Consider the following 22,386-nt stretch of genomic DNA (forward strand, 5'->3'; position numbering starts at 1 on the left):
CCGCTGTGAACCGCTGTGTCAGGAGAAGGTGGGAATGACCGAACCGCGCCGGCTCGAGGTCCTTCGAGCTATCGTTGAAGACTACGTGCAGTCGCGCGAACCAGTTGGTTCGCGTGCTCTTTTGGAGCGCCACGATCTCGGTGTTTCGGCCGCCACCATCCGCAACGACATGGCCTCACTCGAGGAAGAGGGGCTCATTGTCGCCCCGCACACCTCCTCGGGCCGCATCCCCACCGAAAAGGGATACCGGCACTTCGTGGACCAGATCGGTGACGTTAAGCCGCTGTCCGGACCCGAACGCCGTGCCATCGCCGCACTCCTCGAGGGCTCCCACGATGTGAACGATGTCCTGGAGAACACGGTGCGACTACTGGCCAGCATCACGCGGCAGGTCGCGCTGATCCAGGTTCCGCATTATTCCAACGCCACGGTCCGCCACATCGAACTGGTAGGGCTCGGCGCGGGTCAGACGTTGGTGGTCCTGATCGCCTCCAGCGGCAAGGTGGAACAACGTGTGATCCTGCTGCCCCGTACGGTGGGCGAGGATGATCTGGCGCGTCTGCGCTCGATACTGCTTACGGTGCTGGCCTCGAAGCCGATCGCCGAGGTGGCCCGACTGGGTCAGGGCGCGATCGACCTCGTGGAACCGCGCCTGGTCGTTGCGGTGCGGATCATTACCGAGGTGCTCGGTTCCCTGGCGCGAAATTCCTCGGTAGACCGCATCCTCACCGCCGGGACGGCCAACTTGTCCCGGTCCAATATGGATTTCCCCCTGAGTATTACCCCGGTGCTCGAAGCTCTCGAAGAACAGGTGGTGCTACTGCGCCTCTTTTCCGAACTCGAGCAGGACGCTCACGGTATTGCCGTGGGCATTGGCACCGAGAACCAATACGGTGCACTGACCGAGGCCTCGGTGGTTGCCACCGGCTACGGTCCGGGAGAGCAAGCCATGATTGGTGTGCTCGGCCCGACCCGCATGAATTACCCCACCTCGATGGCCGCCGTGCGCGCCGTCTCCCGCTATCTCTCAAGAATCTTGGCCGGTTAATGCCTGTCGGGAATCAGTTTTTGACGTACGAAAGGACACAGCGAGCACTGTGAGCAGCCATTACGAAGTATTGGGCGTCAGCAAGGACGCTACCAGCGAAGAAATCAAGAAGGCCTACCGCAAGCTGGCCCGCAAACTCCACCCGGATGTGAACCCGGGAGAGGATGCGTCGGAGAAGTTTAAGCTGGTCACCCGCGCCTACGAGGTGCTGTCCGATGCCGACAAGCGTGCCAACTACGATTCCACCGGCAACGAAAATGGCACCGGCCAGACCGGCTTCGGCGGCGGTGGCGGATTCGGCGGTGGCGGCGGTTTCGGCGACATCTTCGAGCAGTTCTTCGGCGGCGGTGGCGGCGGTGCCCAAGGCCCAGCCTCACGCACCCAGCGTGGCCGCGATGCCTTGATTACCGCGACCATTGACCTGGCCGATGCCGTTGCCGGCACCGTTTACCCGCTGGACATGGAAACGGCAGTGACCTGCTCCGTCTGTGAAGGCAGCTGCTGCCGCCCGGGTACCTCCCCGGTCACCTGCGACATTTGCCACGGCGCCGGTCAGATCCAGCGCCCGGTGCGTTCGTTCCTGGGCCAGATGATGACGGTGGAGACCTGCGCATCCTGCCGCGGCTTCGGCACCACCATCCCGGATCCCTGCAACGAGTGCAACGGACAGGGACGTGTGCGTGAGCGCATCTCCAAGCAGCTGAAGGTACCTGCCGGCGTTGCCAGCGGAACCCGGATCCACCTGACCAACCAGGGTGAGGCAGGTCCCGGCGGCGGCCCCAACGGCGATCTGTACGTGGAGATTGAGGTACGCCGGCACAAGGTCTTCGAACGTGACGGTGTTGACCTGCACGCCCGCATGAACGTTCCGATGACCGCAGCAGCGCTCGGCGCGGATCTGGATCTGGAAACCTTTGACGACATCCAGGTCATCGAGGTTGAAGCCGGTGCTCAGTCGGGAGACACGGTCCGGCTTCCGGGTCTCGGTGTCCCGCGCCTGCGCGGTGGCAAGCGCGGAGATATCATCGTGCACCTGCAGGTTGAGACCCCCACCAAGGTTGATGCCGCACAGCGCGATCTACTGGAGCAGCTGGCCAAACTCCGCGGCGAAGAATTTGCCGAGGGCCGTTTGGACTCCAACGGTGGAATGTTCTCGCGCCTGCGCGGGAAGCTGGGCAACCTGGGCTCATGAGCAACCAGTGCTTTTTCCTGCCCGTCGGTGACCTTGCCGATGCGCGCGTGGATACCGAGCTGAGCCTGGATGGTCCCGAGGGCCACCATGCCGTCACGGTCAAGCGCGTACACGCCGGGGAGCTCATTGATCTGGTCGATGGCACGGGAGTGCGAGCCGTGGTGGAGGTCGTGGCGACCCAAAAATCATCACTCACCGCCGTGGTTCGCGCCCTGGATGTTGAAGCGGCTCCGGCCGTGGGCATCACGCTGATCCAGGCGCTGGCCAAGGGGGACAGGGATCTGCAGGCCGTGGAGTCGGCCGTGGAGCTGGGTATTAGTGCAGTTCGCCCCTGGCAATCTGACCGCGCAATTGTGCGCTGGAACGAGGCCAAGGCATCCAAGGCGATCGGCAAATGGGAAAGCACCGTGCTCTCGGCCCTTAAACAATCGCGGCGCACCTTCCTGCCCGCGGTATTGCCGATGCTCACCACCGGTGCCCTGGCCAAGGACATCGAGGAACGGACCGGTTCGGCCACCCCAACACTGGTGCTCATCCTGCATGAACGCGGCACCGCGCCACTGGCTCAGGTGATCGATCAGTGGTTGGATGCCAATCCGGCACTGCGTGATGCCGAGGGGACAACCCGAGGTGAAATCCAACTGGTCGTTGGTCCCGAGGGCGGTATCTCGGATGCCGAGTTGGAGAAGTTCATGGCCGCCGGTGCCCAGGTAGCCCTCCTGGGACAACATGTCTTGCGCGCGTCAACCGCTGGCCCCGCCGCCCTGGTCTTAACCCGGCACCTGCTCGGACAGCTCTAGACATACAAAAAATGATCCCCGCGGCTTCTCACCAATGTGGTGAGTGCCGGCGGGGATCATTTTAGTATCTGGCTACTTGGTGACGGTGAAGTCCTTGGTTTCGGTACCCACGCGCTTACTTGAGGCCGAATCCATTCCCCAGGCGGTGACGGTGTAGTCGCCGGGGGCCAGAACATAGCTGAAGGAAAATTCGTTGTGTCCAAAACCTTTTTTTCCGGTGCTGAGGGTGCCGGTGGCTACCGCCGAGCTCGTTGATGTATCGGTGTCACGACGGGTGATTTCCCAAAACTCACCGCCGGTAAACGTTGCGCTGACTCCATGGAAGGTGACCTCGCCGCTGGCGAAGCTGCTATTAAATTGCGGATCGATGATCCACAGTGGCGCGGCAAGCTTGGCATCACGGGCGAAGTTGTGGTCCAGCGGGATCTGGCCGAAGGCGTTGTAATCACTTTGCCCATCAACGAGAATTCTTACGCTCGGTTCCAATCCCTCGGTCAGTACCCCGGCATTTGACGCAGCAGCGGTAGCCGTGAAGACCAGCTGCGCGATCGAGCGCTCGGCCATGCCGTGATCGAGGGATGCGGCGAAGGCCTTGGCCGCTAGATCGATGGTGATGACATTGTTGGAACTAATGGACGCACCGACCGTGGCACTGGGGCGCCAGGCGCTGAAGTATTTAGGATCCGAAGGCTTCTCGGAGAGCATGTAGGACACGGCATCGGCCACCGGGTCCGCGGCCACCGGAACCGTAACAAATTCGCGGTAGAGGGAAACCGTGGTGTCCTGCTCGCCGAGCCAGTACACCGGGATGTGGTCGGTGGTGTTCAGTGATTCCATCTCGACGCCGGAGAGTGGAGTGGAACTCTGAAGGCTGGTGGCCGCCTGCGGCATGGAGAGCTGTTCGTTCGGAATAGCAATGCCACAGGCCGCGAGTGTGCCAAGCACCACGGTGAGTCCCAAGACCGCATAGCGGGTTGGGGTGCGACGGGAACGGAACATCGGTGAGTAAACACTCTCTTCAGGCAATGGTGGTTAGGTGAGACGGGAATAGTGCGCCGCGCGGTGGGGATCGGCGCGAGCGTGCATTCCAGCTTGGCATAACTTGACGGTCGGTAGGGTGCAAAAAGCCCGGAACCGGTAGGACCGTTGTGTGATTGATATGTTGCGGTCGAAGTTGTGGCCAAATTGTTGCCTCACGCTAAAACGGTGCCGAAGAATGAGCACTGAACACCCTGCGCTGAACGGTTTTTATGATGCTCAGGTAGCCTTGTCCGCTGCTGGGAGAAAGTAGCGGGGGCCAACGCCGGATCTGCTGCTGGCATTCGCGATAGGATTGGGCAAGTGCAGGGAACCATGGCCGCGGAGACACCGCTGATGCCATTTGCCCACACGGAATGCGGAGGGCTGCAACAGTCGTATGGACCAACAAGTGAGCCAAGTGGGTCAACCTCGGGAAACCGAGACGCTGATCCAATTCGACAGTTCAGATCAAATGCTCGCCACACTCGGCGCCCACGACGAGTTACTGCGTGTGATCTCCGGAGCCTATCCGCAAGTTGGGTTGCACGTTCGTGGCAACGATCTACGGCTTAATGGCGATCCGGACCAGGCGCAAAAGGCCCTGCGGGTGATCTCTGAGGCTCGTACGCTGGCAGCCAACGGCACCCGTGTCTCCGCCCAAACCATCGAGCAACTGGTCCGCATGCTCGAAAGTGCCACAGCGGCCAATCCGCAATCGGTGCTGGGCATGAAGATTCTTTCGGGGCGTGGCAAAGAAATTCGCCCGAAAACCGTGAACCAAAAGAACTACGTCGAGGCCATCGACGAGAACACCGTGATCTTCGGCATCGGCCCGGCGGGTACCGGCAAGACCTACCTCGCCATGGCCAAGGCCGTGGCGGCACTCCAGGCCAAGGAAGTCAGCCGCATCATCCTGACCCGCCCGGCCGTTGAAGCCGGCGAGAAGCTCGGTTTTCTCCCCGGTACCCTCACGGACAAGATTGATCCCTACCTGCGCCCGCTCTACGACGCGCTGCATGACATGATCGAACCCGATTCGATGCCCCGGCTCTTGGCGGCCGGAACCATCGAGGTGGCCCCGCTGGCCTACATGCGTGGACGCACCCTGAATGACGCCTTTATCATCTTGGACGAGGCACAGAACACCACCCCCGAACAAATGAAGATGTTCCTCACGCGCTTGGGCTTTGGCTCCAAGATCGTGATCACCGGGGACATCACCCAGGTTGACTTGCCCAGCGGTACCAAGTCCGGGCTGCGGGTGGTCACCGAGATCCTCGAGGGTGTTGATGACATCGCCTTCTGCGAACTTGATGCCACGGACGTGGTGCGCCACCGGCTGGTTGGCGCCATCGTTGGCGCTTATGAGCGCTGGACCGTGCGTCAGGATCCCAACTTCAATCGTTCCGCCGCCCGCTCGCGGCGTCGGGCAGCAACGTCGAAAAACCCAGAACACCTAACCGACACCAAACGTACGGGCAGCGCGCCCGCCAACCAGGAGCAGTCCCCATGAGCGTAGAGGTTAACAACGAATCCGCGATCGCGGCGGATCTGGATCGGATCAGCGCGCTGGGTCGTTCGATTCTCGCCGCCATGTTTGTGCACCCGGAAACCGACGTCTCCATTATCTTGCTGGATGAGGAGCCGATGAGCGCCCTGCACGTGGAGTGGATGGACCTCGAGGGCCCCACCGATGTGATGAGCTTCCCGATGGACGAGCTGCGTCCGGGCACCTCCGGGGCACCAAGTGCCGCGGGAATGCTCGGGGACATCGTGATTTGCCCGCAGGTTGCCACCACTCAGGCCGCCGCGGGAGGTCACTCCATGGAGGATGAAATCCTGCTGCTCACCACGCACGGCATGTTGCACCTCTTGGGCTTTGACCACGAAGAGCCGGAGGAAAAGGACGTGATGTTCGCCCTGCAGCGTCAGCTGCTCGAAGCGTTCCTTGGCCGCCCCGCACCCCGGGAGACGACAGACTAGTGACCGCGATCATTCTCGCGCTCTGTGCCTTGGTGTTTATCATCGTGGCAGCACTGCTCACGGCCGCCGAATCGGCCTACCTTTATCTTTCCCGGCAACAAGCCGAATCACTACGCAACGACTACGGCACCCCGGCTCTGGACAAAATCCTTGCCGACTCGCCAAATCACACCCATGCCGTGCGGTTCTGGCGGATCTGGTTTGAGACGGCCTCCGCGGTCGCGGTGGCCATCCTCTACCACGATCGACTCGACAACATCTGGTGGGCGGGCCTACTGGCCACCATCACCATGGCGGCCGTCAGCTTCGTGCTGGTCGGCGTTTCCCCACGCCGCTTCGGGCGCGGACACGCCGATACCGTGGTCCGCTATACCGCGCCACTGGTTCGTTTCCTCCGCGTGGTCCTGGGTCCGATTCCGAGCTGGCTGGTGAGCATCGGCCAGTCGCTGTCCCCCCGTTCGGTCGCAGAAGACGATGGCTTCCTCTCCAAGGAACGCCTGCGCGATCTGGTGGATCGAGCCACCGAGGGCGACGAGCTGGAGGACGACGCGGCGGAGATCATTAACTCCGTCTTTGACCTGGAAGACACCTACGTCCGCTCGGTCATGGTGCCTCGGACCGAGATGAAAACCATCGACAAGGGCCAGGGCCTGCGTACCGCCATGGATTTGTTCCTGGCCTCGGGCTGTTCACGTATTCCGGTGATCGGGGAGGACGCAGATGATATTTTTGGCATCCTCTACCTCAAGGATGTGGCCTACAAGCTGCATCTGAACCCGCAGTCCACGGATCTGGTTGAAGATCTCTCGCGTCCGGCACGCTACGTGCCGGAGTCAAAGTCCGTGGCCGAATTACTCCCGGAGCTGCAGGGTGAATCCACCCATATGGCCATCGTCATCGACGAATACGGCGGTACCGCCGGGCTGGTCACCCTTGAGGACCTGATCGAGGAAATCGTGGGTGAAATCGACGACGAATACGACCGCCAGGTCATCGACATCGAGGAGGTGGGGGACGGCAGTTACGTGGTGCGTGCCCACGCCTCCATCGATGAGGTCGGTGAACTCTTTGACATCGAAATTGATGAAGATGAGGTCGATTCCCTCGGTGGACTTTTGGGCAAGGCACTGGAATCGGTCCCGGTGCTCGGCTCGCACGCCAGTTATGCAGGATTAGAAATGAAAGTCCTCTCGCTGAGTGGACGGCGCAACCGGATCGGCAAGATCCTGGTGCGTAAGTCAGATACGCAACCCCAGACCGGCGAAACTACCGCCGCCAAAGATGCAGGGCATCACAAGGAGTTATCATGAGCCGGAACATCAAGAAGCCACAGATGCTGCCCACCGGAGGTTGGCCAGATGACTTCCGCGCCGGATTCACCTCCTTCGTGGGCCGCCCGAACGCGGGCAAATCAACGCTGACCAACGCACTGGTCGGGCAGAAGGTGGCCATCACCTCCTCCAAGCCGCAGACCACCCGCCACACCATCCGCGGCATCGTGCACCGCGCGGATTCCCAGCTGATCCTCGTGGACACCCCGGGTCTGCACCGCCCGCGCACACTGTTGGGTCAGCGTCTCAACGACCTCGTAGCCGACACGCTGTCCGAGGTTGACGCCATCGGTTTCTGCCTGCCGGCTAACGAGAAGATCGGCCCGGGTGACAGGTTCATTGCCACCCAGCTGGCGCAGCTGCAAAAGAAGCCCATCGTCGCGATCGTGACCAAGGCCGATACCGTTGATCGCGCCGCCTTGATGGCTCAGCTCATGGCCGTGACCCAGCTGGGCATCGACACCCTGGGCGAGGATGGTTGGGCAGCGGTGGTGCCGGTTTCGGCCACCGGTGACTACCAGGTATCCGAGGTAGCCGATGTGCTGGTGAAGCAGATGCCGCTGTCCCCGCCGCTGTACCCCGATGGTGAACTCACCGACGAGCCGGAGGCCAAGATGGTCTCGGAGCTGATTCGTGAGGCAGCACTCGAGGGTGTACGCGATGAACTTCCGCACTCGCTGGCCGTGGTCGTGGAGGAAATGATTCCCCGTGAGGGACGCCCCGAGGATAGCCCGCTGCTTGATGTACGGGTGAACCTCTACGTGGAGCGCTCGAGCCAGAAGGCCATTGTTATCGGCAAGGGCGGGGCCCGGCTGCGCGATGTTGGAACGCGTTCACGCAAGGCCATCGAGGCCCTCTTGGGTACCCGTGTCTATCTTGACCTGCACGTGAAGATCGCCAAGGAATGGCAGCGCGATCCTAAGCAGCTGGGCAAGCTCGGCTTCTAAGCGTCTCTAGTACTCAGCTCGGGCCGTGGTGGCATGCACGTGCCACCACGGCCTTCGAGTTTTAAGCTACTTCCCGAACTTTGTGACAGTCCATTGCAACAATCGATGTTCGATGCCCGGTGAGTCACATATCCGGTGATACGGTGAACAAATGCATTTCGGACTACTTCTACTAAGCCGCCGCGGCGAGACCCACACAGGACTCTAAAGCGTCCTTCGGCCGACCCCTCGCTGCGGAGTCAAACATCGTCCCGGCCCACTTTCTCACCACCTTAGAAAAGGCCCACTGAAATGCAAAACATGCAAAAGTCATCTGGAATGCCCGTCCACAAGTACGTCCCGTTCCAGGACCAGATCAACGTCTCGCTTCCCGATCGGACCTGGCCGGACAAATACATCACCACCGCCCCGCGTTGGTGCGCGGTGGATCTGCGCGACGGCAACCAGGCCTTGATTGACCCGATGAGCCCCGAACGCAAGCACAAGATGTTTGACCTCTTGGTGAAGATGGGCTTCAAAGAGATCGAGGTCGGCTTCCCCTCGGCCTCGCAGACCGACTTCGACTTTGTCCGCCAACTCATCGAGCGCGGCATCCCGGACGACGTGACCATTCAGGTCCTTACCCAGTCCCGCGAACACCTCATCGAGCGCACCTACGAGGCACTCGAGGGCGCCAAGCAAGCCATCGTGCACCTCTACAACTCCACCTCGGTGCTGCAGCGCCGCGTGGTGTTCAACCAGGACGAGGACGGCATCGTTGACATTGCGTTGACCGGTGCCCGCCTGTGCAAGAAGTACGAAGAGCAGCTGGTTGGCACCAAGATCACCTACGAATACTCCCCGGAATCCTTCACCGGAACCGAGCTCGAATTTGCCCAGCGCATCTCCGACGCCGTCGCCGAGGTACTCGAGGCGTCCCCGGAAAACAAGATGATCTTGAACTTGCCGGCGACCGTGGAAATGTCCACCCCCAACGTTTATGCGGACTCCATCGAATGGATGCACCGCAACCTGGTGAACCGCGACTCGATCGTGCTCTCCCTGCACCCACACAATGACCGCGGCACCGGCGTCGCCGCCGCCGAGCTCGGCTACCTGGCCGGCGCCGACCGCATCGAGGGCTGCCTCTTTGGCAACGGTGAGCGCACCGGCAACGTCGACCTGGTGACCCTGGGCATGAACCTCTTCGGCCAAGGCATCGACCCGATGCTGGACTTCTCCGACATGGACGAGATCCGCCGCACCGTCGAGTACTGCAACCAGCTTCCGGTTGCCGAGCGTTCCCCCTACGGTGGAGACCTCGTCTTCACCGCCTTCTCCGGCTCCCATCAGGACGCCATCAAGAAGGGTTTCGAGGCCATGGAGGCCGAGGCAGCAGCCGCTGGCAAGACCGTGGACGAGATCACCTGGGGCGTGCCCTACCTGCCGATCGACCCGAAGGACATCGGCCGCTCCTACGAGGCAGTGATCCGCGTGAACTCGCAGTCCGGCAAGGGTGGCGTCGCGTACCTGCTCAAGAGCGAGCACTCACTGGATCTGCCGCGCCGCGCGCAGATCGAATTCTCCGGGGTAATCCAGCGCAAGACCGACGGGGAGGGCGGAGAAATTTCTTCGGCCGCCATCTGGTCGGTGTTCCAGGACGAGTACCTGCCGGTCACCGAGGGCTCGGACGCGCAGGAGTGGGGCCGCTTTAAGCTCGGTTCCGCTACTGCCGAGACCGCCGAGGACGGCAGCTTCGCGCTGAGCGCCACGCTGCTGATCGACGGCGTCCCGCACCGCCGCTCCGCCGCCGGCAACGGCCCGATCAACGCCCTGGTGAACATCCTGTCCAATGAGGGCGTGGACGTGCGGGTGCTGGACTTCACCGAGCACGCCCTGTCCGAGGGTGGCAACGCGGCGGCCGCAGCGTATGTTGAATGCGCCGTCGGAGAACGCGTGCTCTGGGGTGTCGGTGTTGATACCAACACCACCATGTCCTCGCTGAAGGCCGTCATTTCCGCCGTCAACCGCGCCATCCGCGACCAGGCCTAAACCAAGACAGCCGCTCACGGCTGAACCGCGTGAGCGGGTGCACCTGCCAATCATTGGCGCCGGTGCACCCGCTCACGCATTTCTCTGGGATCATAGAACACGTGGCACGATCAAGTTTTGCAGCAAAAAGCTACCGCACTCGCGGCATCATTCTGCGCACCCATAAGTTGGGTGAGGCGGATCGAATCATCACGCTCTTGAGCCCCGAACTCGGGTTGATTCGTGCCGTGGCCAAGGGTGTGCGACGCACCAGCTCCAAGTTGGGTGCCACTCTTGAACCCTTCATGGAGGTTGACACCCAGATTGTTGCTGGCCGTTCGCTGCACACCATCCTTCAGGCCCAATTGCGCCATCCCTACGGGCAGGCACTGGTGGCCGACTATGCCGCCTACACGGCCGGTGCCGCGATGCTGGAAACCGCCGAACGACTCACCGACGCCGATGCCGAATCGATCGCCCCGCAATACCGCCTGCTGCACGGGGCCCTGGCCACGTTGGCGCGCGGCGGTCATGAGCCGGGCACGGTGCTTGATTCCTATCTGCTCCGCGCACTCGCCACGGCCGGCTGGGCACCGAGTTTCAGCCACTGTGTGCGCTGCGGCGCGGTGGGCCCGCATCAGGCCATCAATATTCCGCTCGGCGGGGTGGTCTGCCATGACTGCCGCCCCGCCGGATCCATCTCCCCGTCCGCCGCAACCGTCACGCTGCTTGCCGCCCTCTTGGACGGGCAGTGGAGCGTAATTGACGCGGCGGATGCCACCACTCGAGCGCAGAGTGCCACGGTGGTGGGTAACTACCTGCAATGGCACCTGGAACGCGCCGTCAAATCCCTTAAACTCGTGGAGCGAAGTTGAGTAAAGACAAAAAGATCACCGGAAAACCAGGACCGTTTGTCCCCGCGCTGCGCGCCGATGATGCAGCGATGCCAAATATCCCACGCGAGTTGCTACCGCAACACGTCGCGATCGTGATGGACGGTAACGGGCGCTGGGCCAATGCGCGCGGTCTTGCCCGCACCGAGGGTCATCGCGCCGGTGAGGCGGCACTGTTGGACGTGATGGCCGGTGCGGTACAGATGGGCATCAAATATGTCTCGGTCTACGCGTTCTCCACCGAAAACTGGAAGCGCAGCCCCGAAGAGGTACGTTTCTTGATGGGTTTCTCCCGGGATGTGCTGCGTCGTCAGCGCGACACCCTGAATCAATGGGGTGTGCGCATCCGCTGGGCGGGTCGCGAACCACGTCTCTGGCGCACGGTGGTCAATGAGCTCAAGGAAGCCGAGCAGCTCACCGCCGGTAACCAAACCTGCCAGCTGACCATGTGCGTGAACTACGGCGGGCGTGCCGAAATTGCCGACGCAGTGAAGGCCATCGCCGAACAGGTGGCTGCCGGGACGCTGAAGCCCTCACAAATTACCGAAAAGACCGTCGCGAAGCACCTAGATGAACCCGAAATGCCGGACGTTGATCTTTTCCTGCGCACCAGTGGTGAGCAACGAACCTCGAACTTCCTGCTGTGGCAATCCGCCTACGCGGAAATGGTGTTTATTAACGAACTCTGGCCGGACGTTGACCGCACCACGCTTTGGGAAGCGGTGCGTGAATATGCCAGCCGCGACCGTCGTTATGGGGGAGCGGTAGACAAGCCCGCGAACGCGGCATCGACGACCGCGCCCTAAGAAGCACTCGCTGGGCGTACCGGGTGGCTAGTGACCTGTCGTGGGTTAGCGCTGGGCATGTCCTTTGGCCCGGGCGTTGTCCCGGGCCAACAGTCCTCGCACGTATCCCGAACTCCACCTGTCCATGGCGGCGTAGGCCGCTGCCCGCGGCTGGGGCAGGGAGGAAAACACATCGTGCATGCTGCCATTAATGACGGCGTTGGTGACCTCGCGCCCCAGCTTCAGTGTTCGCTCACGCACCACATTTACCTCCAAAACACTATCGCTATGCAGCATCGCCTCATCGAAGCTCGTGCCCAGATGTGTCGTTTTGGAGGTTAACACCAGGATCGGGATGCGAATGTCCAGTCCTCTGGCGACCTCCCGGTGTCCGGCCATCACCGCGGTGATCCAGCCGGCCGTGACCGGGAAGGCGATCTGCGGGCGCCAGAGCGGATGAAGATCCCAGTATCCGTGTGCCAGCCTCGAGAGTGAGCGCCAGTAATTATCAAGTTCCGGCAGATGCAGTTTGGCGCGCGGACGCCGCCGGGCGATCGGTTCCACGACCCCTTGGGCGGCATAGCGGACCAAATAGCTGCCCTGCATCTCCAGCCACGGACTATTGAGGATCAATGCGTCGAAGGCCTCGGGGTTCCGGTTGACCCACAGGCTTGCTATCAGTCCGCCGGTGGAATGGGCCACGCAGACCCCGGGTGCGTCATTTCCTTCTAGGGAGCGGATCATCGCCAGTGCGGCGTCCAAGTCAGCGTCATACTCATCCAATGAGGAGGTGAACCCGGGATTCAGATGGTGGGCTCGCAGGCTCCGCCCGTACCGGCGCAGGTCCAGCGCGTAAAACGAGAACCCCCGGGCCGCCCAGTGAGCGGCCATTTCGGTGTTGTAGAAGTAGTCACTCCACCCATGCACGGCCAGAACAAAACCCCGGTGGTCGTCTGCCGTCGGCTGCTGGGAGTTGGATGGGGGAGTGCGGGTGGTGCGTTGTGCGGCGGCCAGCGGCCAGAATCGTTCAACGAGACGTGTAAACCGCGAGGTCGTAGCGGGCTGGAAATTCTCCGGTGCCGATTCCGGTGGTAGATAACGCACCAGGGTGGCGCAGAGTTCGCCCTCGTCATCATGGCCCATCGGGAGTGTGGTGTAACTGTAACCAACGCCCAGAATGTCTTCTTCCCACCGGCCCTGCGCAGTGGTGCTGGTGTAGTGCGGCCACTTGGCGCTTGGATCTTCGTCCGGAGCACGGATTGAACCTGTATCTCGGGGCGTTGGTTGCGACATGTGTTGAGCATAACGAACTTGAAGTTGTTTGGGGCCGAGGTTGCGGGAAGACTAGGAGTCATGCGCATATACCCCACGATTTTCCGAGTCGTTTTCCAGGGCATGGACCCGGAGAAAGCCCACCATTTATCCTTTAACGCCTTGCGGCTGGCCGAAAAGTTTGGGGTTTCGGGTGTCTACCGCAAGTTGTGTGCTCCCAAGCCATCCCTGAGCCGCACCGTGATGGGCATCGATTTTCCCTCGCCCTTTGGGCTCGCAGCCGGATTCGACAAGGAAGGTGCGGGCATCATGGCCCTAGCCGATCTGGGTTTTGGCCATGTGGAGGTTGGCACCATCACCGGAGCCGCACAGCCGGGCAACGAGCAGCCGCGGCTCTTCCGGCTGGTTGAGGATAAGGCCGTCATCAATCGCATGGGTTTCAACAATGCCGGTGCCCACGCCGTGGCCCCGCGCATTCGTGACGCTCGGATGCGTTTGAGAAATCGATTTGGCGCCCACCGTCCGATCATTGGGGTGAATATTGGCAAGACCAAGGTGGTGGAGTTGGATGACGCGATTGCCGACTACCTGATCTCCACCCGTGAGCTTGCCGCTCACGCTGATTATCTGGTGGTGAACGTGTCATCCCCGAACACACCCGGGCTTCGCCTGTTGCAGGGTGTTGAGACGTTGCGCCCACTGTTGGGAGCCGTAGGTGTTGAGGCTGACCGGGTGGCCGGACGTCACGTGCCGCTGCTGGTGAAGATCGCGCCGGATCTGACCGATGCTGACATTGCCGACGTCGCCGCACTGGCCACCGAACTGAAGCTTGATGGCATCATTGCCACCAATACCACCATCGCTCGCGAACCTCTGGTCACCGATGCGTTCAAGGTGGCCGAAATTGGTGCCGGTGGACTTAGCGGTGCCCCCCTGAAGGCTCGTTCGCTGGAAGTACTGAAGGTACTGCGTGAAAAGGTGCCGGCGGACATGGCCATCATCTCAGTCGGCGGCATTAGCAGCGGTGCAGACGTCATTGAGCGTCTGGCCGCCGGAGCCGACCTGGTGCAGGGATACACCGCGTTCCTCTACGAGGGACCGGCCTGGGTGCGCAGCATCAATAAGGAGCTGGCCGAGGCCGTTTCCCGCGGCGAACGATTGAGCGCTAAGTAAGAATTCTGTAGCCAGCTGGGCCTCCGACGCTTGTTGCGTCGGAGGCCCAGCTGTTTTCGCGGCGAACGGCCGGGGCCGGTAAAGCGAAAAGGCGTGTGGCCCCGCACCGGATTAATCCGGTGCGGGGCCACACGCCTGGTGTGGATTATTGAACGCTAGTGCGTGTTTTAGCGGGGATCGTCTCCGCGGCGGACCTGCGGCTTGGGCAGGCGCAGCTTGCGGAACTGCATGCCGCGCATGACGCCGTACCAAATGACGCCGCGCTCTACGGAGCCAAAGCGGGCGATGAGGCCCTTCTTCAGGCCGCGGGATGCGATGAAGGCCTCGAGGGCCACCAGGACAACCAAGATCCACAGAGCAAAGGTGATGTACACCGTTACCTGCGGGAATTTGGAAAGGCTCAGTGAAACGATGAGGAAGGCGAATACGGCGAACATCAGGTATTCACCAACCATGAATCGGCGATCCACGAAATCGCGAGCGAAACGCTTCTGCGGGCCCCGATCGCGGATGGCCATGAATCGCTCATCGCCAGTTTCATTGGCCAAGCGCATGCGGTTTTGCGCTTCGAGTCGCTGTTCGCGTTCGGCCGCGCGCGCAAGCTTGCGGTCGGTGGGCACCAGGGGGCGCTGATTTTGCGCCTGCTGCACACTTCGTTTAGGGGTCGGGGCATTCTTGCCGACGGGCTTGATGGTCTCTTCTGTGGGCGCTTCTACGGAAGCTGCCTGATCTTTCTTGCGTCCAAACACCGCACCAGTCTAGCGTGCGGGGGCGGTGGGGCAGGCATTGCCCCGCCCGTACAGTTGTAGGCTTTTCTCTATGACTACCAAGAACACCGACAACACGGCGAACTTTGGCGTTGACCGCGACGCATTGGCCGCCCACGTTGATACAGCTTTTGACCGTATCGTTTCCGAACTGAGCACACTCGTGGCAATTCCGGGTATCGCGTGGGAATCTTTTGATGCGGCCCAGCTGGACCGGAGTGCCGAGGCCGTCGCGGCGTTGGTGCGCGAAGCCGGCATGGAAAATGTTGAGATTCTCCGCGTCCCCACGGCGAGCGGCGCCATGGGCGGACCTGCCATCGTGGCTAATCGTCCGGCCCAAGCGGGCAAGCCCACGATTCTGTTGTACGCGCACCATGATGTTCAGCCTCCGGGCGATGAAGCTCTGTGGAACACGTCCCCCTTTGTCGCCACCGAAATTGACGGTCGACTCTATGGCCGAGGTGCCGCAGATGATAAGGCCGGAATCATGGTGCACATTGCCGCCCTGCGCGCGGTGCTGGACAGCGTTGAGAACTTCGGCCTCGGCGTCACTTTCTTCCTTGAGGGGGAGGAAGAGGCTGGCTCGCCGAGTTTCCGCCAATTCCTTGAGACCCACCGCGACCGACTGGCCGCCGACGTCATCGTCGTGGCCGACTCCAGCAACTGGAAGGTCGGTGTACCGGCACTGACTACCTCGTTGCGCGGAATGGTTGGGGGAGAGGTTGAGATTCGCGTGCTGGATCATGCCGTTCACTCCGGCATGTTCGGTGGACCACTACTCGATGCACCAACGGTTGCCGCCCGACTGATTGCCACCTTCCATGATGAAGCGGGCAACGTAGCCATCAAGGGATTGGTTTCAAACGAGCTGGCCACCGTCGATTACCCGGAAGCGGAATTTCGCAAGGATTCCTCGGTATTGGACTCGGTGACGCTGGCCGGTACCGGAAACCTGGCGGATCGCCTATGGAACAAGCCGGCCCTGTCGATCATCGGCATGGACATCCCCTCGGTGGCGGTGTCCTCTAATACGTTGATTCCATCAACCCGCTTTAAGCTGAGCCTTCGCATGGCGCCGGGACAGGATCCGCAGGCCGCCACGGAGGCGGTACGCGCGCACATCATGTCCCAGAATTTGGGTGGAGCCGAGGTGAGCTTCGTGTCCGATGAGAACGGTCAGTCCTTCTCGACCGATACCAGTGCGCCGGCGGCGCAGGCCAGCCTGTGGGCCCTGGGCGAGGCCTGGGGAGTCCCGGCCGTGGAAACCGGTATTGGTGGATCGATCCCGTTTATCTCCGATCTGTTAGAGGTTTTCCCGGAGGCACAGATTCTGGTCACGGGCGTGGAGGATCCGGACTCTCGAGCACATTCGGCTAATGAGTCGCTGCACCTAGGTGACTTCCGTCATGCCATTTTGGCCGAGTCCCTGCTGATGGCCCGTTTGAACAATTACGGCCTATAACGAACACGGGACACAACCGCGACAGCATTTGTTTGCTCGTCGTACCATTGAAGATGAGGGGCAGCGCTTGAGGCGTCGCCCAAGTGAGCAGTATATGGAGGATTACACATGACAACTGCAGCAAATGAGACCACCGCAGACCCGACCGAGCTTTCGACCCACCAGGTCCAGCTCACGGATGTTGCAGCGGGAAAGGTCCGCTCATTGCTTGAGCAAGAGGGACGCACCGATCTTCGTTTGCGTGTCGCTGTCCAGCCGGGCGGCTGCTCTGGCCTGATTTACCAGCTTTACTTTGACGAGCGCCTGCTTGAGGGCGACGCCGTTAAGGATTACGACGGTGTTGAGGTCGTAGTCGATAAGATGAGCGTTCCTTACCTGGATGGCGCATCAATCGACTTTGAGGACACCATCTCAAAGCAGGGCTTCACCATCGATAACCCTTCCGCCGGTGGGTCTTGCGCCTGTGGAGATTCCTTCCACTAAGCCGGAACCAATTGCACCGCCCATACGTTGAGTCATCTTCGTACCTGGGCGGTGTTTTGGTCGGCATTCGAGCACCCGAGAGGGTAAGCTCTACGGTAAGTAGTAAAACTATGGTTTTCTTCGACCTCATCAGCGTTGATTCACTTGAGTCCGGCCGCTGGGCGTCGAAGACTCATTCAGCACCAACAAAGAGGAAGGGCCGTCTGTGAGTTCGCAAGACCGAACCAGCAGCCGCGGTAAAGGTGTAGCCAAAGTCTTGGCTATCGCCGGCGCTGGCGCGTTGTTGTTGACGGGATGTTCGGAGCAAGTCCAGCGAGGTTGGCTCCCGAACGTCGAACGTGACACCACCAACCACACCGGTATGATCCAGGATCTCTGGGTTAACACGTGGATTACCGTACTTCTGATCGGTATCCTGACGTGGGGCCTGATGCTTTGGTGCATCATTGCCTACCGCCGCCGCAAGAATGACACTGGCTACCCGCGCCAGCTCAGCTACAACTTGCCGCTTGAAATCTTCTACACGGCCGTGCCTCTGGTACTCGTCCTGACGTTCTTCACGTTTGCAGACGGTGCCGAGAAGTCGATCAATACCGTCGTGGATTCCGAGCTTGTTGTTGACGTCCGTGCCAAGCAGTGGGCATGGGACTACAACTACAGCTACAAGGGTCAGGAAAATTACGAGGCAACGACTCAGGCTCACCTCACCGGCAAGGAAGGCGTTGAGGAAACTCTCCCCGTCCTGTACCTGCCGGTTGGAAAGACTGTGACGCTTGAGCTGAATAGCCGCGACGTTATTCACTCGTTCTGGGTTCCTGCATTCTTGCAGAAGCTTGACATGATCCCGGGCAAGACCAACTACATTTATCTCACCCCGCAGGTCGAAGGAACATTCGACGGCAAGTGTGCAGAGCTCTGTGGTGAGTACCACTCCGAGATGCTCTTCAACGTGAAGGTAGTACCGGAAGCCGAATTCGTCGCTCACATGGCAACCTTGCCTGAGGGTCACATCGGCGCCGAGTACGATCGCCAGCCGGGCACGGTCAACCAGACCAAAGCCGCCCACACGGAAGGAGAGTAATCCGTCGTGACTACTTACGAATACGCAACGGACGAGGCCACTAGCCTCGCGCCTCGCGTGGTGCCGGTATCCAAGGGACGGATCTTCGTCAACTGGATCACCTCCACCGACCACAAGACCATCGGGTACATGTACCTGATCATGTCGTTCATCTTCTTCTGCATCGGTGGCGTCATGGCACTGGTGATCCGCGCCGAGCTCTTTGAGCCCGGTATGCAGATCTTGCAGACCAAGGAACAGTACAACCAGCTGTTCACCATGCACGGCACCATCATGTTGTTGATGTTCGCAACCCCGTTGTTCGCGGGCTTCGCCAACGTCATGATGCCGCTGCAAATCGGTGCACCGGATGTGGCCTTCCCGCGTTTGAACGCACTGGCCTTCTGGTTCTTCGCCTTCGGCTCGACCATCGCCGTCTCCGGTTACCTCACCCCACAGGGTGCGGCTTCCTTCGGTTGGTTCGCTTACGCGCCGCTGTCGAACACCACCTTTAGCCCCGGCGTCGGTGGAGACCTCTGGGTCTTCGGTCTGGCTCTCTCGGGCTTCGGTACCATCCTTGGTGCGGTCAACTTCATCACCACGATCATCTGCTTGCGCGCACCGGGTATGACCATGTGGCGCATGTCGATCTTCACCTGGAACACGTTGATCACCGGCATCCTGATCCTGATGGCCTTCCCGCCATTGGCAGCAGCTCTGTTCGCACTTGGTGCCGACAGGCGTTTCGGGGCCCACGTCTTTGATCCCGAATCGGGCGGCCCAGTCTTGTGGCAGCACCTGTTCTGGTTCTTCGGCCACCCCGAGGTTTACATCATTGCCTTGCCGTTCTTCGGCATCGTCTCTGAGATCTTCCCGGTCTTCTCCCGCAAGCCGATCTTCGGCTACAAGGGTCTGATCTTCGCCACCATCTCGATCGCGGCACTGTCCGTATCGGTATGGGCCCACCACATGTACGTCACCGGCTCGGTCATGCTTCCGTTCTTCGGCTTCATGACGATGTTGATCGCCGTACCCACGGGTGTGAAGTTCTTCAACTGGATCGGCACCATGTGGCGAGGCTCGATCACCTTCGAAACCCCGATGCTCTGGAGCATCGGTTTCATGGTGACCTTCCTCTTCGGTGGTCTCACCGGTATTATCCTGGCGGCCCCGCCGCTGGACTTCCACGTCTCGGACACCTACTTCGTGGTTGCTCACTTCCACTACGTGGTCTTCGGTACCGTGGTATTCGCTATGTTCGCCGGATTCTACTTCTGGTGGCCGAAGTGGACCGGCAAGATGCTCAACGAGCGCTTGGGCAAGATCCACTTCTGGTTGCTGTTCGTCGGCTTCCACGGCACGTTCCTGATCCAGCACTGGTTGGGTGTTCTGGGCATGCCGCGTCGTTACGCCGACTACATGCCGGAAGACGGGTTCACCACCATGAACCAGTTCTCCACCATCTTCGCCTTCATCCTGGGTATGTCAATGATCCCGTTCTTCTGGAACGTTTGGACCACACACCGCCACGGTAAGAAGATCCACGTGGATGATCCTTGGGGCTTTGGTGCATCGCTGGAGTGGGCAACTTCTTGCCCGCCGCCGCGCCACAACTTCCACTCGATCCCGCGTATTCGTTCCGAGCGTCCGGCTCTTGACCTGCACCACCCGGAACTGAGCGCACGCTCGACTCCGGAAACCGCAGTTGCCAAGATCTTCGGCCCGGCTGACCAGAAGGATAAGTAGAGATGAAAGTAGAGTCTTGGCTCTTCCTCGGCGGAATCTTCTTCTTCACGCCGGTCGGAATCGTTTACGGATACATGGTTGATTGGAAGGAGCCGGTCGGTTTCCTCGCCCTCTTCCTCCTCTCGGGCATGTGCATCCTCATCGGTTGGTACCTGCTGTTCACCGCGAAGCGCGTTGGTCCTCGTCCCGAGGACCGTCTTGATGGGGAAATCCACGAGAACGCCGGATCCATCGGAGTCTTCGCTCCGTGGAGCTGGTGGCCGCTGATCCTCGGTACGGGCGCCGCTATCGGCTTTGCCGGTTTGGCCCTGGGCTTCTGGGTAATGTTCGTCGGAGTCGGCTTCACCATCATTGCGTTGGTCGGCTGGGTCTACGAATTTAGTCGCGGTAACCACGCCCACTAGTACGGGCGTTGTGCTGAAATACTGATCCCATCAAGAGCGGTGCTTCTTCCCCTAAAGGGGAGTGAAGCACCGCTCTTGACGTTTAACGGCCCGGGCCAACAATGCGAGAGAATGGAAACATAAGGGGTGTCGGAAGACGCTCACCCCAACGATGGAGTATCGATGAAACCCTACGCGCCACGACCCAAGGTCAACGGGCTGATCGACGAGAATTCGTCGGTGAGCAAATACCGACAGATTCGCGAGATCTTGCGAACCCATGCCAAGACGGTGTGCCAACCCGGGTACCGCCTGCCGCCGGAACGCGAACTTGCCGAAGGATTCAACGTTGCCCGCAAGACACTGCGTCAGGCCATCGATTCGTTGGTGGAGGAAACCGTACTCACACGCGTCGTGGGCGTGGGGACCTTCGTTTCGCACCCCAAAGTTGACCTCCAGATCCGGCTGAACTCCTACAGTGAGGAGATGGTCAGGCGCGGTATGGTGCCAGATGCGCACGTCTTGCGCTTTGACGAGGTACCGGCCTCCAGTAGCCTCTCGCGGCATATGGAGATCGACGAAGGCACCATGGTCATCCGCTTTAGCCGCCTTTTGTTGGCCGATGGCAAACCCATGAGTTTGGATGAGAACTTCCTGCCCAGCGAATTGGTGCCCGGCTTCCTCAACGACACCCCACCCATTTCTCTTTATCAGTCCTTGCATGAACGCTATGGGCTGGTTCTGGAATGGGGAGAGGATCAGATTGAAAGCACCGCGGCCAGTGCCGAACACGCGAGCCTGCTGCAGGTAGACGTCGGCTTCCCGTTGCTGCGGATCACGCGCTACGCGTTTGTTGGGGAGGGACTGGTTGATTATTCGGTCTCGCTTTACCGCTCGGATCGATACAAGCTATTTGTTCCGTTGCAGCGTCAGGGCAGCCGCAGCCCGCGATACACCACCATGCGCTAACAACCTGCGGCGGGTGCCCGGCACGTTACTAGTTGCCCGTCTCGAATCTCGTGTGGCACGTTGGATTCCGTCATCATGGTGCCCACGGGCCACACCCCATGCCGGTATGGCTGGCCCATCTGCCCAGTATGATTCCGAGCTGACATCCCGATTGCTTCCAACGGCCTGGCTGAGGGCAGGATTGGGCCCATCCATGACGCCGCCGGTTATCTGCAGCCCCATTCGGGCCAAGAAACCTCTACGTTGTTTGGTAGGTCATCATGGCTGGTTTCGGAGCAGAGGTTCCTCGAGTCTTCGGTTTCACGGCCTAAGCCACGAAGCCGACGACGTCGTACCGTGGGTGCGGTCTTCAATGGATACGTTGAGCGACACAAAATAGAGCTCCGTCGAATGCTCTCATATACGAGGTCCATCACCAGGATGCCTTCGTCCGTCTGCAAGGCGAGCATTTGGAGTCCATGTCCGCTCTGGGGTCTGTAACCTCGTGAACGGCCATCCACGGGCGCTTCGGACCCTTTCGGAGATCACCACGCGCTACGACGTGGCCGGTCCATGCCATAGAGCGTCGTCCGTGCCATCTCCAGAGCGGAGCCAAGCTTGCCACCGGCGTCGGTCCGCGGGGCCATCGCTGGGTGGCAACGGCAGTTACCACGCAAGGCCGATGGCTCGACGCCGTGGGTATATCCCATGGGCCCGTCACATCTGCGGGGAGTGAACGGCCGCGTCGAACATCCTCTGGCGGACGCGCCAGACCGTTGGTTAGGCCTGGTCTACGTCTCTGGAGTGTCTGGACGGTTGCCGTGAACCGGTCATGATCTTTGTGCGCGGTGGTCCAGCGTCTTCTTGGCCGGTGACCAGTAGGCCATCGGTGGGACATGGTCGCGGCCGCCCAGGGACGCCTTCTATTGACGGTGGCTGCCAATGTCCCAGAGGCAAATTGCGCGGTGTCCTCTCCGTGCTCAAATCTAGATCTCAAACCTAGGCACGTGCGTCTTTCAGAGGTTCCCTCGGAGCAGGGGGAGGAGGTATGCCCAGAAAATCGAATCGATAGGCAAGCTGGGT

20 protein-coding genes are annotated in these 22,386 nt (G+C 60.7%); 17 read left to right on the forward strand and 3 right to left on the reverse strand.

Annotation, left to right across the window (positions count from 1 at the left end; genetic code table 11):
- The first annotated feature begins 34 nt into the window (after window positions 1–34).
- The 3 genes from hrcA to KUF55_RS08615 are packed head-to-tail and all read left to right on the forward strand — an operon-like array spanning window position 35 to window position 3,040.
- Window positions 35–1,048 (forward strand): heat-inducible transcriptional repressor HrcA, encoded by a 1,014-nt coding sequence (hrcA, locus tag KUF55_RS08605; protein WP_132363757.1) that lies wholly within the window; start codon window positions 35–37, stop codon window positions 1,046–1,048.
- 49 nt (window positions 1,049–1,097) lie between these two features.
- Window positions 1,098–2,240 carry a molecular chaperone DnaJ gene (gene dnaJ / locus KUF55_RS08610; RefSeq protein WP_132363760.1) on the forward strand — a complete coding sequence of 381 codons (1,143 nt, stop codon included), beginning with the start codon at window positions 1,098–1,100 and terminating at the stop codon, window positions 2,238–2,240.
- Entirely contained in the window at window positions 2,237–3,040 is an 804-nt protein-coding gene (locus KUF55_RS08615) for a 16S rRNA (uracil(1498)-N(3))-methyltransferase (RefSeq protein ID WP_218818583.1), read from the forward strand. Before dnaJ ends, KUF55_RS08615 begins: the two co-directional genes overlap by 4 nt.
- A 72-nt stretch (window positions 3,041–3,112) precedes the next feature.
- Here KUF55_RS08615 and KUF55_RS08620 read toward each other — a convergent pair whose 3' ends face one another.
- Complete coding sequence (locus tag KUF55_RS08620; protein WP_218818584.1) at window positions 3,113–4,039, reverse strand: GerMN domain-containing protein; 927 nt, start codon at window positions 4,037–4,039, stop codon at window positions 3,113–3,115.
- A 493-nt stretch (window positions 4,040–4,532) separates the two neighbouring features.
- Here KUF55_RS08620 and KUF55_RS08625 point away from each other — a divergent pair, with 493 nt between their 5' ends.
- The 7 genes from KUF55_RS08625 (at window position 4,533) to KUF55_RS08655 (ending at window position 12,030) form a co-directional block, all read left to right on the forward strand.
- Window positions 4,533–5,573, forward strand: a complete 1,041-nt coding sequence (locus KUF55_RS08625) for a PhoH family protein (protein WP_218818732.1) — start codon at window positions 4,533–4,535, stop codon at window positions 5,571–5,573.
- A complete protein-coding gene (gene ybeY / locus KUF55_RS08630; protein ID WP_218818585.1) occupies window positions 5,570–6,043 on the forward strand; it encodes an rRNA maturation RNase YbeY in 474 nt (157 codons plus the stop codon). Before KUF55_RS08625 ends, ybeY begins: the two co-directional genes overlap by 4 nt.
- Complete coding sequence (locus tag KUF55_RS08635; RefSeq protein WP_218818586.1) at window positions 6,043–7,353, forward strand: hemolysin family protein; 1,311 nt, start codon at window positions 6,043–6,045, stop codon at window positions 7,351–7,353. Before ybeY ends, KUF55_RS08635 begins: the two co-directional genes overlap by 1 nt.
- Window positions 7,350–8,321 (forward strand): GTPase Era, encoded by a 972-nt coding sequence (gene era, locus KUF55_RS08640; RefSeq protein WP_370630970.1) that lies wholly within the window; start codon window positions 7,350–7,352, stop codon window positions 8,319–8,321. Before KUF55_RS08635 ends, era begins: the two co-directional genes overlap by 4 nt.
- Window positions 8,322–8,612: 291 nt before the next feature.
- Window positions 8,613–10,352, forward strand: coding sequence for a 2-isopropylmalate synthase (gene leuA / locus KUF55_RS08645; RefSeq protein ID WP_132363772.1), 1,740 nt, complete (start codon window positions 8,613–8,615; stop codon window positions 10,350–10,352).
- 101 nt (window positions 10,353–10,453) lie between these two features.
- Window positions 10,454–11,206 carry a DNA repair protein RecO gene (gene recO / locus KUF55_RS08650; RefSeq protein ID WP_218818587.1) on the forward strand — a complete coding sequence of 251 codons (753 nt, stop codon included), beginning with the start codon at window positions 10,454–10,456 and terminating at the stop codon, window positions 11,204–11,206.
- Window positions 11,207–11,274: 68 nt separating this feature from the next.
- Entirely contained in the window at window positions 11,275–12,030 is a 756-nt protein-coding gene (locus tag KUF55_RS08655; RefSeq protein WP_132364003.1) for an isoprenyl transferase, read from the forward strand.
- 45 nt (window positions 12,031–12,075) lie between these two features.
- Here the strand turns inward: KUF55_RS08655 and KUF55_RS08660 are convergent, their stop codons facing one another.
- Complete coding sequence (locus tag KUF55_RS08660) at window positions 12,076–13,302, reverse strand: alpha/beta hydrolase (RefSeq protein ID WP_218818588.1); 1,227 nt, start codon at window positions 13,300–13,302, stop codon at window positions 12,076–12,078.
- A gap of 60 nt (window positions 13,303–13,362) precedes the next feature.
- Between KUF55_RS08660 and KUF55_RS08665 the strand changes: the two genes are divergently transcribed.
- Window positions 13,363–14,454 (forward strand): quinone-dependent dihydroorotate dehydrogenase, encoded by a 1,092-nt coding sequence (locus tag KUF55_RS08665; protein ID WP_218818589.1) that lies wholly within the window; start codon window positions 13,363–13,365, stop codon window positions 14,452–14,454.
- 167 nt (window positions 14,455–14,621) lie between these two features.
- Here KUF55_RS08665 and KUF55_RS08670 read toward each other — a convergent pair whose 3' ends face one another.
- Window positions 14,622–15,203, reverse strand: a complete 582-nt coding sequence (locus KUF55_RS08670) for a DUF3043 domain-containing protein (RefSeq protein ID WP_132363780.1) — start codon at window positions 15,201–15,203, stop codon at window positions 14,622–14,624.
- 70 nt (window positions 15,204–15,273) lie between these two features.
- Here KUF55_RS08670 and KUF55_RS08675 point away from each other — a divergent pair, with 70 nt between their 5' ends.
- The 6 genes from KUF55_RS08675 (at window position 15,274) to KUF55_RS08700 (ending at window position 21,324) form a co-directional block, all read left to right on the forward strand.
- Window positions 15,274–16,683, forward strand: coding sequence for a dipeptidase (locus tag KUF55_RS08675; protein ID WP_218818590.1), 1,410 nt, complete (start codon window positions 15,274–15,276; stop codon window positions 16,681–16,683).
- A gap of 108 nt (window positions 16,684–16,791) precedes the next feature.
- Window positions 16,792–17,166: an iron-sulfur cluster assembly accessory protein gene (locus tag KUF55_RS08680; RefSeq protein ID WP_132363784.1), complete on the forward strand. Its 375-nt coding sequence runs from the start codon at window positions 16,792–16,794 to the stop codon at window positions 17,164–17,166.
- A gap of 205 nt (window positions 17,167–17,371) precedes the next feature.
- Complete coding sequence (gene coxB / locus KUF55_RS08685; protein WP_132363787.1) at window positions 17,372–18,247, forward strand: cytochrome c oxidase subunit II; 876 nt, start codon at window positions 17,372–17,374, stop codon at window positions 18,245–18,247.
- 6 nt (window positions 18,248–18,253) lie between these two features.
- Window positions 18,254–19,972: a cytochrome c oxidase subunit I gene (gene ctaD, locus KUF55_RS08690; RefSeq protein WP_132363789.1), complete on the forward strand. Its 1,719-nt coding sequence runs from the start codon at window positions 18,254–18,256 to the stop codon at window positions 19,970–19,972.
- Window positions 19,973–19,974: 2 nt separating this feature from the next.
- Entirely contained in the window at window positions 19,975–20,376 is a 402-nt protein-coding gene (locus KUF55_RS08695; RefSeq protein WP_218818591.1) for a cytochrome c oxidase subunit 4, read from the forward strand.
- 162 nt (window positions 20,377–20,538) lie between these two features.
- Window positions 20,539–21,324 carry a GntR family transcriptional regulator gene (locus KUF55_RS08700; protein WP_218818592.1) on the forward strand — a complete coding sequence of 262 codons (786 nt, stop codon included), beginning with the start codon at window positions 20,539–20,541 and terminating at the stop codon, window positions 21,322–21,324.
- Window positions 21,325–22,386 lie beyond the last annotated feature (1,062 nt).

Origin of the sequence: Paeniglutamicibacter sp. Y32M11, assembly GCF_019285735.1 — a bacterium.
Lineage (GTDB): Bacteria > Actinomycetota > Actinomycetes > Actinomycetales > Micrococcaceae > Paeniglutamicibacter.

Coding starts and splice junctions, on each gene's coding strand:
- KUF55_RS08615 (WP_218818583.1), top strand. CDS start 2,237: ATGAGCAACCAGTGCTTTTTCCTGCCCGTCGGTGACCTTGCCGATGCG.
- era (WP_370630970.1), top strand. CDS start 7,350: ATGAGCCGGAACATCAAGAAGCCACAGATGCTGCCCACCGGAGGTTGG.
- hrcA (WP_132363757.1), top strand. CDS start 35: ATGACCGAACCGCGCCGGCTCGAGGTCCTTCGAGCTATCGTTGAAGAC.
- KUF55_RS08700 (WP_218818592.1), top strand. CDS start 20,539: ATGAAACCCTACGCGCCACGACCCAAGGTCAACGGGCTGATCGACGAG.
- KUF55_RS08660 (WP_218818588.1), bottom strand. CDS start 13,302: ATGTCGCAACCAACGCCCCGAGATACAGGTTCAATCCGTGCTCCGGAC.
- leuA (WP_132363772.1), top strand. CDS start 8,613: ATGCAAAACATGCAAAAGTCATCTGGAATGCCCGTCCACAAGTACGTC.
- KUF55_RS08695 (WP_218818591.1), top strand. CDS start 19,975: ATGAAAGTAGAGTCTTGGCTCTTCCTCGGCGGAATCTTCTTCTTCACG.
- KUF55_RS08680 (WP_132363784.1), top strand. CDS start 16,792: ATGACAACTGCAGCAAATGAGACCACCGCAGACCCGACCGAGCTTTCG.
- KUF55_RS08665 (WP_218818589.1), top strand. CDS start 13,363: ATGCGCATATACCCCACGATTTTCCGAGTCGTTTTCCAGGGCATGGAC.
- KUF55_RS08620 (WP_218818584.1), bottom strand. CDS start 4,039: ATGTTCCGTTCCCGTCGCACCCCAACCCGCTATGCGGTCTTGGGACTC.
- KUF55_RS08655 (WP_132364003.1), top strand. CDS start 11,275: ATGCCAAATATCCCACGCGAGTTGCTACCGCAACACGTCGCGATCGTG.
- ybeY (WP_218818585.1), top strand. CDS start 5,570: ATGAGCGTAGAGGTTAACAACGAATCCGCGATCGCGGCGGATCTGGAT.
- KUF55_RS08675 (WP_218818590.1), top strand. CDS start 15,274: ATGACTACCAAGAACACCGACAACACGGCGAACTTTGGCGTTGACCGC.
- KUF55_RS08625 (WP_218818732.1), top strand. CDS start 4,533: ATGCTCGCCACACTCGGCGCCCACGACGAGTTACTGCGTGTGATCTCC.